Origin of the sequence: Rhizobium sp. BK289 (assembly GCF_014193575.1) — a bacterium.
In the GTDB taxonomy this organism is placed as follows: domain Bacteria; phylum Pseudomonadota; class Alphaproteobacteria; order Rhizobiales; family Rhizobiaceae; genus Rhizobium; species Rhizobium tropici_C.
Genome location: NZ_JACHZO010000008.1, coordinates 116,680 through 129,974 on the forward strand (window position 1 = coordinate 116,680; position 13,295 = coordinate 129,974).

The 13,295-nt window shown below is 61.9% G+C and carries 11 protein-coding genes; 8 read left to right on the forward strand and 3 right to left on the reverse strand.

Annotation, left to right across the window (positions count from 1 at the left end):
• Positions 1 to 179: 179 nt before the first annotated feature.
• Together groL and groES are read right to left on the reverse strand one after the other, a co-directional pair.
• Positions 180 to 1,820, reverse strand: coding sequence for a chaperonin GroEL (gene groL, locus FHT84_RS17095; RefSeq protein ID WP_145644325.1), 1,641 nt, complete (start codon positions 1,818 to 1,820; stop codon positions 180 to 182).
• A gap of 74 nt (positions 1,821 to 1,894) precedes the next feature.
• A complete protein-coding gene (gene groES, locus FHT84_RS17100) occupies positions 1,895 to 2,191 on the reverse strand; it encodes a co-chaperone GroES (protein ID WP_004109735.1) in 297 nt (98 codons plus the stop codon).
• 424 nt (positions 2,192 to 2,615) lie between these two features.
• On the opposite strand from groES, the gene FHT84_RS17105 reads away from it, so the two are divergent.
• The 6 genes from FHT84_RS17105 to FHT84_RS17130 all read left to right on the forward strand — a co-directional run bounded on the left by FHT84_RS17105 (position 2,616) and on the right by FHT84_RS17130 (position 10,205).
• Positions 2,616 to 3,464, forward strand: a complete 849-nt coding sequence (locus FHT84_RS17105) for a TIGR01459 family HAD-type hydrolase (protein ID WP_112341088.1) — start codon at positions 2,616 to 2,618, stop codon at positions 3,462 to 3,464.
• Between the two features lie 15 nt (positions 3,465 to 3,479).
• Complete coding sequence (locus FHT84_RS17110; protein WP_145644324.1) at positions 3,480 to 4,463, forward strand: bifunctional riboflavin kinase/FAD synthetase; 984 nt, start codon at positions 3,480 to 3,482, stop codon at positions 4,461 to 4,463.
• Positions 4,464 to 4,596: 133 nt separating this feature from the next.
• Positions 4,597 to 4,794 (forward strand): DUF3311 domain-containing protein, encoded by a 198-nt coding sequence (locus FHT84_RS17115; RefSeq protein WP_034488324.1) that lies wholly within the window; start codon positions 4,597 to 4,599, stop codon positions 4,792 to 4,794.
• Positions 4,784 to 6,259, forward strand: a complete 1,476-nt coding sequence (locus FHT84_RS17120; RefSeq protein ID WP_113251693.1) for a sodium:solute symporter family protein — start codon at positions 4,784 to 4,786, stop codon at positions 6,257 to 6,259. The genes FHT84_RS17115 and FHT84_RS17120 overlap by 11 nt, the downstream gene beginning before the upstream one ends.
• A 299-nt stretch (positions 6,260 to 6,558) precedes the next feature.
• A complete protein-coding gene (ileS, locus tag FHT84_RS17125; protein WP_113251694.1) occupies positions 6,559 to 9,441 on the forward strand; it encodes an isoleucine--tRNA ligase in 2,883 nt (960 codons plus the stop codon).
• Positions 9,442 to 9,575: 134 nt separating this feature from the next.
• Complete coding sequence (locus tag FHT84_RS17130; RefSeq protein WP_113251695.1) at positions 9,576 to 10,205, forward strand: hypothetical protein; 630 nt, start codon at positions 9,576 to 9,578, stop codon at positions 10,203 to 10,205.
• A 37-nt stretch (positions 10,206 to 10,242) separates the two neighbouring features.
• On the opposite strand, the gene FHT84_RS17135 is transcribed toward FHT84_RS17130, so the two are convergent.
• A complete protein-coding gene (locus FHT84_RS17135; protein ID WP_112341093.1) occupies positions 10,243 to 10,701 on the reverse strand; it encodes a nucleoside deaminase in 459 nt (152 codons plus the stop codon).
• 72 nt (positions 10,702 to 10,773) lie between these two features.
• On the opposite strand from FHT84_RS17135, the gene FHT84_RS17140 reads away from it, so the two are divergent.
• On the forward strand, positions 10,774 to 12,708 hold the full coding sequence (locus FHT84_RS17140) for a pseudouridine synthase (protein WP_169644597.1): 1,935 nt from the start codon (positions 10,774 to 10,776) through the stop codon (positions 12,706 to 12,708).
• A 6-nt stretch (positions 12,709 to 12,714) separates the two neighbouring features.
• Positions 12,715 to 13,281 carry a 16S rRNA (guanine(966)-N(2))-methyltransferase RsmD gene (rsmD, locus tag FHT84_RS17145; protein WP_113251701.1) on the forward strand — a complete coding sequence of 189 codons (567 nt, stop codon included), beginning with the start codon at positions 12,715 to 12,717 and terminating at the stop codon, positions 13,279 to 13,281.
• Positions 13,282 to 13,295: the final 14 nt, after the last annotated feature.

A 13,295-nucleotide genomic window follows, 5' to 3' on the forward strand; every position in this document is an offset into this window, starting at 1 on the left:
AAAAGGGCGGCTCGAAAGCCGCCCTTCGTCAATTCCGGATGTCGGATTGAACAGTCGCAAAAGGCCGCTGGCCTATCACATCATGTCCATGCCGCCACTTCAGGCCGTTTGGCGGCCTGAAGCACTAAAGTGCATGGGCGAAGCCTTATGGACATTCCTGCGATTAGGCCGCTGACCTATCACATCATGTCCATGCCGCCCATGCCGCCCATGCCGCCCGGCATGCCGGCAGGGGCATCCTTCTTCGGCAGTTCAGCAATCATGGCTTCGGTGGTGATCAGCAGCGAAGCAACCGAAGCTGCGTTCTGCAGAGCCGTGCGAACAACCTTGACCGGGTCGACGATGCCCATGGCGATCATGTCGCCGAACTCAGACGTCTGGGCGTTGTAGCCGTAGTTGTCTTCGTTCTTGTCGAGAACCTTGCCGACAACGATCGAAGCTTCGTCACCAGCGTTTTCAGCGATCTGGCGAACCAGCGACTGCAGGGCACGGCGAACGATGTTGACGCCGGCTTCCTGATCCTGGTTTTCACCCTTGGCGGTGATCTTCGTGGAAGAACGCAGGAGAGCGATACCGCCGCCCGGGACGATGCCTTCCTGAACAGCAGCGCGCGTCGCGTTGAGAGCGTCGTCGATGCGGTCCTTCTTTTCCTTCACTTCGACTTCGGTCGAGCCGCCGACGCGGATGACGGCAACGCCGCCAGCGAGCTTGGCAAGACGTTCCTGCAGCTTCTCGCGGTCGTAGTCGGAGGTGGTTTCTTCGATCTGAGCCTTGATCTGGGCAACGCGGCCTTCGATGTCGGACTTGGCGCCAGCGCCGTCGACGATCGTCGTGTTTTCCTTGGAGATCGAAACCTTCTTGGAACGGCCGAGCATGTCGAGGGTGACCGACTCGAGCTTGATGCCGAGGTCTTCGGAGATGACAGTGCCGCCCGTCAGGATGGCGATGTCTTCCAGCATGGCCTTGCGGCGATCGCCGAAGCCCGGAGCCTTGACGGCAGCGATCTTGAGGCCACCGCGCAGCTTGTTGACAACGAGGGTCGCAAGCGCTTCGCCTTCGACGTCTTCAGCGATGATGAGGAGCGGCTTGCCGGTCTGAACGACGGCTTCGAGAACCGGAAGCATGGCCTGCAGGTTCGAGAGCTTCTTCTCGTGCAGGAGGATGAACGCGTCTTCGAGGTCGGCGATCATCTTTTCCGGGTTGGTCACGAAGTAAGGGCTGAGGTAGCCGCGGTCGAACTGCATGCCTTCGACGACTTCGAGTTCGGTCTCGGCGGTCTTGGCTTCTTCAACCGTGATGACGCCTTCGTTGCCGACCTTCTGCATGGCTTCAGCAATATCGAGACCGATCTGCTTTTCGCCGTTTGCGGAGATCGTGCCGACCTGGGCAACTTCTTCCGAGGTGTTGATCTTCTTGGCCTTGGCCTGGAGATCCTTGACGACTTCTGCAACGGCGAGGTCGATACCGCGCTTCAGGTCCATCGGGTTCATGCCGGCTGCAACAGCCTTGGCACCTTCGCGAACGATAGCCTGGGCGAGAACGGTTGCAGTGGTGGTACCGTCACCGGCGACGTCATTGGTCTTCGAAGCGACTTCGCGGACCATCTGGGCGCCCATGTTCTCGAACTTGTCTTCCAGTTCGATTTCCTTGGCGACGGAAACGCCGTCCTTGGTGATGCGCGGTGCGCCGAAGGACTTGTCGATAACGACGTTACGACCCTTCGGGCCGAGCGTGACCTTCACTGCGTCAGCGAGGATGTCGACGCCACGAAGCATCTTTTCGCGGGCGCCGCGGCCGAATTTTACTTCTTTAGCTGCCATTGTTTGAACTCCTGAATTCGCGTTGTCCGGGTTTTAAGGCCCGTCAGCTTTATCGGAAAAGGGAACCGGCCAGATTAGCCGATGATGCCCATGATGTCGGCTTCCTTCATGATCAGAAGGTCTTCGCCGTTGAGCTTGACTTCGGTGCCGGACCACTTGCCGAACAGAACGCGATCGCCAACCTTGACGTCGAGTGCTACGACTTTGCCGGATTCATCGCGAGCACCGGAACCGACGGCGACGATTTCGCCTTCCTGCGGCTTTTCCTTGGCGGTGTCGGGAATGATGATGCCACCCTTGGTCTTTTCTTCCGACTCGACGCGACGAACGACGACGCGGTCATGAAGGGGGCGGAAATTGGTGCTTGCCATTGTCTAATCCCTCGATCAAATGACATTCACGGATCAGCGGAGATCCGTATGGATTTTGTTAGCACTCATCCTCGGAGAGTGCTAGCGACGGTGATTTAGGGGTGGCTTCCGGACGAGTCAAGGACAGCACTGTGAATTTTTTGCGGCGCGTATCGCCTTGTTTCGAGGATGATTAACGCCCAAGGCGGTGCCGCGTAGCACGTCGTTGCAAATGTTCTCTCATTTTGCCCCCGTGAAGAAGGCTCAGGTCGTGCCTTTTCCAGAGCGTCATATCATTGCTTCCGCTGCGCAATCTTGCCGCTCGCCGACCTTGCGCATGTCTTCTTCTCAGGCCTTGTGCGCCGCAAAAACCTTGCATGCCGCTCTTGTAATTTGCCGGCCGGTTTGCGATGTCAGCCCGTGATTTATTTGATGCGAGGACGGCATGGGCAAACGGATCGAGAGCTTTCGCGACATCGGCGGACTTTATGATGTTGCGCTCTGCGATGTCTGGGGCGTACTCCATAACGGCGTCACGGCTTACAAGGAGGCCTCCATCGCGCTCGAAGCGGCCCGCGGCAAAGGCCTTGCTGTCGTCCTCATCACCAACTCTCCGCGCGTCGCTCCGAAGGTCGTCGAGCAGCTGCGGGCGATCGGTGTTCCTGACAGCGTTTACGATCGCATCATCACATCGGGCGATGTCACCCGCAAGCTGATCGCCGAGGGACCGAAGAAGGTGTTCCTGCTCGGTCCGGAGCGCGATATCGGCATCCTGGAAGGCTTGGACGTTCAGCGCGTCGAGGCCGGCGAGGCGGAAAGCATCGTCTGCACCGGCTTTTTCGATGACGAAACCGAAACACCTGACGATTACACCGAGATGCTGACGGCCTGGTCGGCCCGCAACGTGCCGCTGATCTGCGCCAATCCGGATCTCGTGGTCGAACGCGGCCACCGGATGATCCCTTGCGCCGGCGCCATGGCCGCCTATTACGAGCGGCTCGGCGGCCAGACGCGCATCGCCGGCAAGCCGCATCGGCCGATCTACGATGCAGCGATCGCCGCGGCACGCGAGGTGAAGAGCGAATTTCCGCTGTCGCGCGTGGTGGCGATCGGCGACGGCATGCCGACCGACGTGCGCGGCGCGCTCGATTACGGCCTCGATCTTCTTTATATCAGCCATGGCATCCACGCCCGCGAATATGTCGTCGAGGGCCACACGGATGAGGCCGCTCTTGGCGCCTTCCTGGCGCGCGAGCAGGCTTCGCCGAGGTGGTGGATGCCGCGCCTTGTCTGAGGAGAGTGGTAGACGATGACCGTTTTCCATCGCAACGAGACCCGGGAGCCGCTTCCCGATACCTTGAAGGGCGGTGTCGTCGCCATCGGCAATTTCGATGGCGTACATCGTGGCCATCAGTCCGTGCTTACACGCGCATTGGAGATCGCCAGGGAACGCGGCATTCCAGCCCTCGTGCTGACCTTCGAGCCGCATCCGCGCACCATATTCAAGCCCGAACAGCCGGTCTTTCGGCTGACACCAGCACCGTTGAGAGCGCGTCTCCTGGAAGCCCTCGGTTTCAACGCCGTCATCGAATATCCCTTCGATAGAACCTTCTCGCAGCGTTCGGCGGATGAATTCGTCCATTCGATCCTGATCGACTGGCTGCATGCTTCCGAAGTCGTCACCGGTTTCGATTTCCATTTCGGCCATGATCGCCAGGGCGGTCCGGCTTTTCTCATGAATGCTGGCAGTCACAATGGCTTCGGCGTGACACTTATCGACGCTTTCCGCGATGAGAATACCGAGGTCATTTCGTCCAGCCGCATCCGTTCGCTCCTGGCCGAAGGCGATGTTGCCCAGGCTGCCGGTCTGCTTGGATACCGCTTCACTGTCGAGGCGCCTGTCATCGGCGGCGAGAAGCTGGGCCGCACGCTCGGCTTCCCCACGGCAAACATGCGGCTTCCATCGGAAATATCGCTGAAATCTGGCATCTATGCCGTACGCTTCCGCACAGCCGATGGCGTCATTCGTGACGCCGTTGCCAGCTACGGACGCCGCCCGACGGTAACGGACAATGGCGCGCCGCTGCTTGAGACCTTCGTCTTCGATTTTAGCGGCGACCTCTACGGCCAGGTCTGCTCCGTCTCCTTTTTCGGCTATCTCCGTCCCGAACTGAAGTTCGACGGCCTCGATCCGCTGGTCGCACAGATCCGCAAGGATGAGGAAGAGGCGCGGGCGCTGCTCGCCGGCGTTCAGCCGCTGAGCGATCTCGATCGCGTCATCGCCTTCGACTGATTTTATTGGGCATGCTGCGCGCGGAGATCGTGGCAGTGCAGTATGTTTTTGCCTTGAGCGGGTAGGAAGATGCTGCAATGCTCATATAGCTGGGTGCGAGTCGCGGCACCCATTTTTCCGAAAGGCGCACGAGATGGACAAACGTTTCGGGACGGCGGCCTGCTGGCTGCTCGTCATTCCCTACATAGGCTTGCTTTGGGTTCCCTTCTACAACAGCCACGATCCGGTGCTGTTCGGTTTCCCCTTCTTCTACTGGTACCAGCTGGCCTGGGTGCCGATCACAGCAATCCTGACGTGGATCGCCTACCGGAGCATGCGCCATGACGACTGATATCGATCCGACAGCACTCGCCGTCTTCATCTTCTTTCTGGCGCTCGTGACCGTCATGGGCTTTGTTGCGGCGCGTTGGCGCCGGCCGAAGACCCTTGCCCATATCGACGAATGGGGCCTTGGCGGCCGCACCTTCGGCACCTGGATCACCTGGTTCCTCGTCGGTGGCGACTTTTACACTGCTTATACGGTCATCGCAGTTCCGGCGCTGGTCTACACAGTTGGCGCCTATGGCTTCTTCGCACTGCCCTATACGATCGTCGTCTATCCGTTCGTCTTCATGGTCATGCCGCTTCTGTGGCGGCGCGCCAAGGACTACGGCTATGTCACCGCCGGCGATGTGGTGCACGGGCAATATGGTTCGCGGGCGCTCGAATTGGCGGTCGCTCTGACGGGCGTCATCGCGACCATGCCCTATATCGCCCTGCAGCTCGTCGGCATGACAGCGGTCTTCAAGGCGTTGGGGCTCCATGGCGAGCTGCCGCTTGCCGTCGCCTTCATCATCCTGGCGCTCTATACCTATTCGGCCGGCCTTCGCGCCCCGGCGCTGATCGCCTTCGTCAAGGACATCATGATCTACATCGTGGTGATCGCGGCGATCGCGCTCATTCCGGCGAAACTCGGTGGCTATGCGAATGTCTTTGCGGCGGCCGATGCGGATTTCAAAGCCAAGGGGGCGGGCAGCCTGCTGCTCGGCGGTAACCAGTACGTCGCTTATGCGACTTTGGCGCTCGGCTCGGCGCTAGCCGCCTTCATGTACCCGCATACGCTGACCGGCATCTTCGCCTCCAACAGCGGCAACACCATCCGCAAGAATGCCGTGTTGTTGCCGGCCTATACGCTGCTGCTCGGTCTCTTGGCCCTGCTCGGCTATATGGGGCATGCCGCGCAACTGAAACTCGACAGCGCCAATGACGTGGTGCCCGCGCTGTTCCAGACGCTATTCTCGAGCTGGTTTGCGGGCTTTGCCTTCGCGGCCATCGCTATCGGGGCGTTGGTGCCTGCGGCCGTGATGAGCATCGGCGCTGCCAACCTCTTCACCCGCAACTTCTGGAAGGCTTACATTGATCCGCAGGTTTCCGATGCCGGTGAGGCGAAGGTTGCCAAGATGACCTCGCTGGTCGTCAAGGTCGGCGCGCTTCTCGTCATCATTTTCCTGCCGACGCAATTCGCGCTCGATCTGCAGCTGCTCGGCGGCATCTGGATATTACAGACGCTGCCGGCCCTGGTCTTCGGTCTCTATACCAAGTGGTTCCGTGCACCCAGCCTGCTCGCCGGCTGGTTCGTCGGCTTCTTCGGCGGCACCTACCTCGTCTGGGATGCCGGCTGGAAACCGCTGCATATGGTCCCGCTCGGCGAAACCGGCTTCACCGTCTATACGGGGCTGCTGGCGCTTCTCGCCAATATCGTCGTGGCCGTCATCGTCAACGCGGTCGTACCGGCACGGGCAGCAGCACGGGCCTGATCGCAACAATGCCCTAATGGCCGCGGGCGGGAACGTCCGCGGCCTTTCTATGTGTCGCCGGCATTGTTTCCTCTTCCTTTCCTTGGAAAAAACGCCTATGAACCGGCGATCATGACCCAATTTCGGCTGAGCTACTCGATACGAATTATTGGCCCGGCCTTCCGCGCGCTGTAAGCTGCCGGAGGGTCCGGGTTTTTGGCGTCTCGTTCCCGAGACGCTTTCCGCCGCCGAAAAATCCCCATATGGCTGCGCCAGTTCAGGCGCAAGACGCCCGAGACACCGAGGCAATTGTCACGACTATGACCGATACCGCTGAAAAGATGGATTATTCCAAGACCCTTTACCTGCCGGAAACCGATTTTCCGATGCGCGCAGGGCTGCCGCAGAAAGAGCCGGAGCTGGTGAAGCGCTGGGAGGAGATGAACCTTTATAAGAAGCTGCGCGCCTCCGCCGCCGGCCGCGAGAAGTTCGTCCTGCATGACGGCCCTCCCTATGCCAATGGTCACATCCATATCGGCCATGCGCTGAACAAGATCCTGAAGGACGTCATCACCCGCTCGTTCCAGATGCGCGGCTATGACAGCAACTACGTTCCGGGCTGGGATTGCCACGGTCTGCCGATCGAGTGGAAGATCGAGGAAAAGTACCGCGAGAAGGGTAAGAACAAGGACGAGGTTCCGGTGAACGAGTTTCGCCAGGAATGCCGCGACTTTGCCGCCGGCTGGATCAAGATCCAGTCCGAGGAGTTCAAGCGCCTCGGCATCACGGGCGATTTCGACAATCCCTATCTGACCATGAATTTCCACGCGGAATCCCGCATCGCCGGCGAACTTCTGAAGATCGCCCGCACGGGTCAGCTTTACCGTGGCTCCAAGCCGGTCATGTGGTCGGTGGTCGAGCGCACGGCGCTCGCCGAAGCCGAAGTCGAATATGCCGATGTCGAGAGCGACATGATCTGGGTCAAGTTCCCGGTGGCCGAAGGTCCGGCGCATCTTGCCGACGCCTTCGTCGTCATCTGGACGACCACCCCTTGGACGATCCCCGGCAATCGCGCGATCGCCTATTCCTCGCGCGTGTCCTACGGCCTCTATGAGGTCACGGAAGCCGCCAATGATTTCGGTCCGCGTCCGGGCGAGAAGCTGATCTTCGCCGACAAGCTTGCCGAGGAATCCTTCGTCAAGGCAAAGCTGCAGTACAAGCGCCTTGGCGATGTCACCGCTGCCGATCTCGCCGCGCTCACCTGTGCGCATCCGCTAGCAACCCTCGGTTACGGCTTCAAGGTGCCGCTTCTCGATGGCGATCACGTCACCGACGATGCCGGTACGGGCTTCGTGCATACGGCGCCCAGCCACGGCCGCGAGGACTTTGACGCCTGGATGTCGCATGCCCGCGATCTCGAAAAGCGCGGCATTTCCTCCGCCATCCCGTTCCCGGTCGATGACGGCGGTTTCTACACCGCCGATGCCCCCGGCTTCGAGGGCGGCCGTGTCATGGACGACAACGGCAAGAAGGGCAATGCCAACGATCTCGTCATCAAGGCGCTGATCGAGACGAACACGCTGTTTGCACGCGGGAGGCTGAAGCATTCCTATCCGCATTCCTGGCGCTCGAAGAAGCCGGTCATCTTCCGCAACACGCCGCAATGGTTCGTCTACATGGACAAGGACTTCGCGGATGGTTCGACGCTACGCTCGCGCGCCCTGAAGGCGATCGACGATACCCGCTTCGTGCCGGCTGCCGGCCAGAACCGCCTGCGCGCCATGATCGAGCAGCGTCCGGATTGGGTCCTCTCGCGCCAGCGCGCCTGGGGCGTGCCGATCGCGATCTTCGTCGACGAACAGGGCAACATCCTGCAAGACGATCGTGTGAACGCCCGCATCCTCGAGGCTTTCGAGCAGGAGGGTGCCGATGCCTGGTTCGCGGAAGGCGCCCGTGAGCGCTTCCTTGGCGAAAAGGCCAACGAGCCCTGGACGCAGGTCATGGACATCCTTGATGTCTGGTTCGATTCCGGTTCGACCCACACCTTCACGCTGGAGGACCGTCCAGATCTGAAGTGGCCGGCCGACCTCTATCTCGAAGGCTCCGACCAGCATCGCGGCTGGTTCCATTCGTCGCTGCTCGAAAGTGCTGCGACGCGTGGCCGCGCGCCATATGACGCCGTCCTCACCCATGGCTTCACCATGGACGAGAAGGGCGAAAAGATGTCGAAGTCCAAGGGTAACGTCACGTCGCCGCAAGAGGTGATGAAGGATGCGGGCGCCGACATCCTCCGCCTCTGGGTCATGACGTCGGACTATTCGGAAGATCTGCGCGTCGGCAAGGCCATCATCCAGACCAATGTCGATGCCTATCGCAAGCTGCGCAACACCATCCGCTGGATGCTGGGCACGCTGGCACACGACAAGGGCGAGGTGATCGCCTATGCCGACATGCCGGAGCTGGAACAGCTGATGCTGCACCGTCTCGCCGAGCTCGACGAGCTGGTGCGCGAAAGCTACGATGCCTTCGATTTCAAGCGCATTGCCCGCGCCTTGATCGATTTCGCCAATGTCGAGCTGTCGGCCTTCTACTTCGACGTTCGCAAGGATGCGCTTTACTGCGATGCTCCGTCGAGCTTGCGCCGCCGTGCCGCTCTCGCCGTTATCCGAGCGATCTTCGACTGCATGGTGACGTGGCTGGCGCCGATGCTGCCCTTCACCACGGAAGAGGCATGGCTGTCACGCAATCCGTCGGCGGTCTCGGTTCATCTCGAGCAGTTCGTGACCGTTCCTGCCGAATGGAAGAACGAGGCGCTGGCCGAGAAGTGGAAGAAGATCCGCGCCGTGCGCAGCGTCGTCACCGGCGCGCTGGAAATCGAGCGCAAGGACAAGCGTATCGGCTCCTCGCTGGAAGCCGCCCCGGTGGTCTACATCGCCGATCCGGAGCTGCTGAAGGTGCTCGAAGGGCAGGATTTCTCCGAGATCTGCATCACCTCGGGCATCACCGTCCTTGGTGGCGAAGGTCCGGCCGATGCGTTCCGCCTCGAGGACACGCCCAGGGTCAGCGTCGTTCCGAAGCTTGCCGAAGGCCGTAAATGTGCCCGTTCCTGGCGCATCACCACCGATGTCGGCTCCGATCCGGAATATCCCGATGTCTCGGCTCGCGATGCCGCGGCACTGCGCGAACTGATGGCTGTCAACTGAAGAAAGTTGCCGGATGAATTGCCTTTGCGGCGTTCATCCGGTAAAAGCTGCCTGAAAATGGCCCGATTTTTACGGCAGTTGCCGTTCAATGGGGTCCTGTTACGTTTATTCCGGCATGGCTGGGAAGGGTTTTCATGAGAGCGATGCATAAGGTTCGTGTCGGCGTCAGCTTGGCGGCACTTGTGGTTGGCTGTGGCGCGATGTCCGGTTGCCTGAGCAGCCCGACTTATGGCACCGACAAGACCGCCGGCGCGCAGCTCCTGGACGACCTTGGCGATATCGCCTCCGTTTCGGCGGCGACGCCGAAGGACAAGGGCGTGAAATATCCGAACCGTCCTGGTCTGGTTGTTGGTGGCGACAAGGGCACCCTGACCCCGCCGCAGCAGTCTTTGGCGAGCAAGGATAATCCGGCCTGGCTCGAATCGCCGGAAGAGGCGCGCAAACGCCTCGCCGAAGAAGCCGACGAAAAGAAGAACGACGTCAACTATCGTTCGCCGCTCGCCCAGGCCGACAGCAGCAGAAATCGCATGACGGAAGCGCAGCAGACGGCTGCCTATCGCGCCACACGACAGGATCAGGCCGGCACGTATATCGACCAGCGCCGCTATCTGATCGACCCGCCGCAGCAATATCGCCAGGTCGCCGACCAGGCTGCCCTCAACGATCTCGGCACGCCGGAATCCAAGAAGGAAAAGAAGCGCAAGAAGGATGCTGAGGCTGCGCAGCAGACCAACAACAGCAGCTGGTGGAAGCCCTTCCAATAAGAAGTTTTCAAAGCGGCAGCGTCAAAACTGCCGTTTTTCAGTCTTCGGAGCGTTTCGCTTGAAAGAAGCCTCTGAGGATATCTGCGGATGCGGTTTCGCCGAGGCCGGAATAGACCTCCGGCGCATGATGGCAGGTCGGCTGGCGATAGAAGCGCACGCCATTGTCGACGCCCCCGCCTTTCGGATCCTCGGCGCCATAGTAAAGACGACGGATGCGCGCGAACGAGATGGCCGCGGCGCACATGGTGCAGGGTTCCAGCGTGACGTAGAGATCTGCGCCCGCAAGACGTTCCTGGCCCAGCTCCTCGCAGGCCAGGCGGATGGCAGCGATTTCGGCGTGGGCGGTGACGTCGTTGAGCTCGCGGGTGCGGTTGCCGGCTGTGGCGATGACCTTGCCGTCAAGCACGACAACGGCGCCGATCGGCACTTCGCCACGCTCTCCGGCGCGGTGCGCTTCGGCCAAAGCAAGCTCCATGAATTGATTTGTAGCCGCCATTCAAGTTTTTCCACTTAACCGCAAGGGCGTGACCTGATAGGAACACGCGTTAAAAATTCAGGCAAACAACAAATGACGATGAATGACAAGCCCAAGCGGCCTGGGTCTAAACCCTTTGCTGGCGACAAGAAGACGATGAAACGCGATGGCGCGAAGCCTGCGAAGGCAGCAGCCGTCAAGGCCGCAGATGAAACCGTGGCAGGCGATGGAAAGGCCGAGCGCATTTCCAAGGTGATGGCACGCGCCGGCGTGGCTTCGCGCCGCGATATCGAGCGCATGATCCTGGACGGCCGCGTTCGGCTGAACGGCGTGCCGCTGGATACGCCCGTTGTCAACGTGACCCTTGCCGACAAGATCGAGGTCGACGGCGTGCCGATCCGCGGCATCGAGCGCACGCGCCTGTGGCTCTATCACAAGCCCGCCGGCCTGGTGACCACCAATGCCGATCCGGAAGGGCGCCCGACCGTTTTCGACAACCTGCCGGAAGAGCTGCCGCGCGTCCTGTCGATCGGCCGCCTCGATATCAACACCGAAGGTTTGCTGCTTTTGACCAATGACGGTGGTCTGGCCCGCGTTCTGGAGCTGCCGACCACCGGCTGGCTGCGCCGCTATCGCGTCCGCGCGCATGGCGAGATCGATCAGGAAGCGCTCGACAAGCTGAAGGAAGGCATCGCCGTCGATGGCGTGCTCTACGGTTCGATCGACGCGACGCTCGACCGCACGCAAGGCTCCAACGTCTGGATCACCATGGGACTGCGTGAGGGCAAGAACCGCGAAATCAAGAACGTGCTCGGTGCGCTCGGCCTTGAGGTCAACCGCCTGATCCGCATCTCCTACGGCCCGTTCCAGCTCGGCGAATTGCCGGAAGGCCATGTGCTCGAGGTGCGCGGCCGCACGCTGCGCGATCAGCTGGGTCCGCGCCTGGTCGAGGAGGCCAAGGCGAATTTCGATGCCCCGCTGTACAACGCACCGGCCGTTGCCGATGCCGAAGAGACGGATGCCCAATCGGCTCGGACGACCCCGGCCCGCACGGCCAAGGAAGAGCGCCCGCGCCGCGAGCGTCCCGAGGACAAGCGCGAGCGTGCGCTCAGCCGCCTCGATACCAAGCGCGATGCCAAGCGTGACGATCGCCGCGAAGGCGGTCACAAGGATGATGATAGGGCGAAGCGCCAGCCGCTCGGCCCGCGTCGCAGCGCCAATGTCTGGATGGCGCCAGGTGCCCGCCCGCTCGGCGAAAAGGCGGCAGCGAAGGCGGCCAAGAATGCAAGGACTGCTGCAAAGCGCGGCGAGACTGAACGCCCGCAGCGCAGCGGCTTCGACCGTGCGGACGAAGGCCCGCGCGTCCGCATCAATCGCGTCGACGAGGGCGATGGCGAATGGATCCGTTCGAGCGAGGAAGCTCCGCGCAAGTCGCGCGGCGATGATGAGGGCTTTGATCGCAAGCGCTCGCGTGGCGACCGCCCGCAGGGTGATCGCCCGGCCCGTGGGGACCGTCCGTTTGGTGATCGTCCCCGCGGCGATCGGGCATTTAGCGATCGTCCGCGCGGCGAACGCGGTTCTCGGTCGGAGGGTGGCGACCGTCCTCGTGCGAAATCCTTCCAGGGTGAAGCCCGCTCCGAACGGTCCTTCGGAGATCGGCCTGCGCGCGGCGACCGGCCTTTCGGCGACAAGCCCCGTGGCGACCGGCGTCCGCGTGCCGAGGGAGACGAACGTCCGCGCGGCAGGTCTTTCGGCGGCGAGCAGCGGTCGGATCGTCCGCCGCGTGGTGAACGGCCCTTCGGCGAGCGCCCCCAGGGCGAGCGTTCCTTCGGCGATCGGCCGGCCGGCAAGCCCTTCGGCAAGAAGCCCGGCGGCAAATCCTTTGGCGGCAAGCCGGGTGGTAAGCCCGGTGGTTCGCGCGGCTTTGGCGGCAAGCCGGGTGGCGCAGGCCGTCCCTCGGGCGGTCCGCGCGGTGGCTCCGGTCGAGGTGGCCCCGGCAGGGGCGGCCCCAAGGGCGGCAGGGGCTGACGCGTGGTGAGGATCGTCGGCGGTGAGTTTCGCGGGCGCTCGCTTGCAACGCCGAAGTCGAACGATATTCGTCCGACGGCGGATCGCACGCGCGAAAGCCTGTTCAACATCCTGAGCCACGCCTATCCGGAAGCCATCGACGGCACCCGGATGATGGACGTCTTTGCCGGCACCGGTGCCGTCGGGCTGGAGGCAGCCTCGCGCGGCTGCCGCCATGTGCTCTTCGTGGAAAGCAGCGTCGAAGGCAGGGGCCTTCTCTGGGAAAATATCGATGCTCTAGGCCTGCACGGCCGCACGCGCATGCTGCGCCGCGACGCGACCGATCTCGGCAGCGTCGGCAATCTCGAACCCTTCGATTTTCTCTTCGCCGACCCGCCATACGGCAAGGGGCTGGGCGAGAAGGCTTTCGCGGCGGCCGCCGCCGGTGGCTGGCTGGTGCCGGGCGCTCTGGCGATCCTCGAGGAGCGCGCCGATGTCACAGTTGCCGCGCCGTCGGATTTCCTGTTTCTGGAGGAACGGACCTTCGGCGACAGCAAGATGCATTTCTTCCGTTATCAGCCGAGGATGGCGTAACGGGGGAAGGAGAA

What these genes read in the sequence shown, in the direction of transcription:
- FHT84_RS17130 (WP_113251695.1), top strand. Translation starts at nt 9,576, where the DNA reads ATGAGAGCGATGCATAAGGTTCGTGTCGGCGTCAGCTTGGCGGCACTT.
- FHT84_RS17120 (WP_113251693.1), top strand. Translation starts at nt 4,784, where the DNA reads ATGACGACTGATATCGATCCGACAGCACTCGCCGTCTTCATCTTCTTT.
- FHT84_RS17140 (WP_169644597.1), top strand. Translation starts at nt 10,774, where the DNA reads ATGACGATGAATGACAAGCCCAAGCGGCCTGGGTCTAAACCCTTTGCT.
- groL (WP_145644325.1), bottom strand. Translation starts at nt 1,820, where the DNA reads ATGGCAGCTAAAGAAGTAAAATTCGGCCGCGGCGCCCGCGAAAAGATG.
- groES (WP_004109735.1), bottom strand. Translation starts at nt 2,191, where the DNA reads ATGGCAAGCACCAATTTCCGCCCCCTTCATGACCGCGTCGTCGTTCGT.
- ileS (WP_113251694.1), top strand. Translation starts at nt 6,559, where the DNA reads ATGACCGATACCGCTGAAAAGATGGATTATTCCAAGACCCTTTACCTG.
- FHT84_RS17115 (WP_034488324.1), top strand. Translation starts at nt 4,597, where the DNA reads ATGGACAAACGTTTCGGGACGGCGGCCTGCTGGCTGCTCGTCATTCCC.
- FHT84_RS17135 (WP_112341093.1), bottom strand. Translation starts at nt 10,701, where the DNA reads ATGGCGGCTACAAATCAATTCATGGAGCTTGCTTTGGCCGAAGCGCAC.
- FHT84_RS17105 (WP_112341088.1), top strand. Translation starts at nt 2,616, where the DNA reads ATGGGCAAACGGATCGAGAGCTTTCGCGACATCGGCGGACTTTATGAT.
- FHT84_RS17110 (WP_145644324.1), top strand. Translation starts at nt 3,480, where the DNA reads ATGACCGTTTTCCATCGCAACGAGACCCGGGAGCCGCTTCCCGATACC.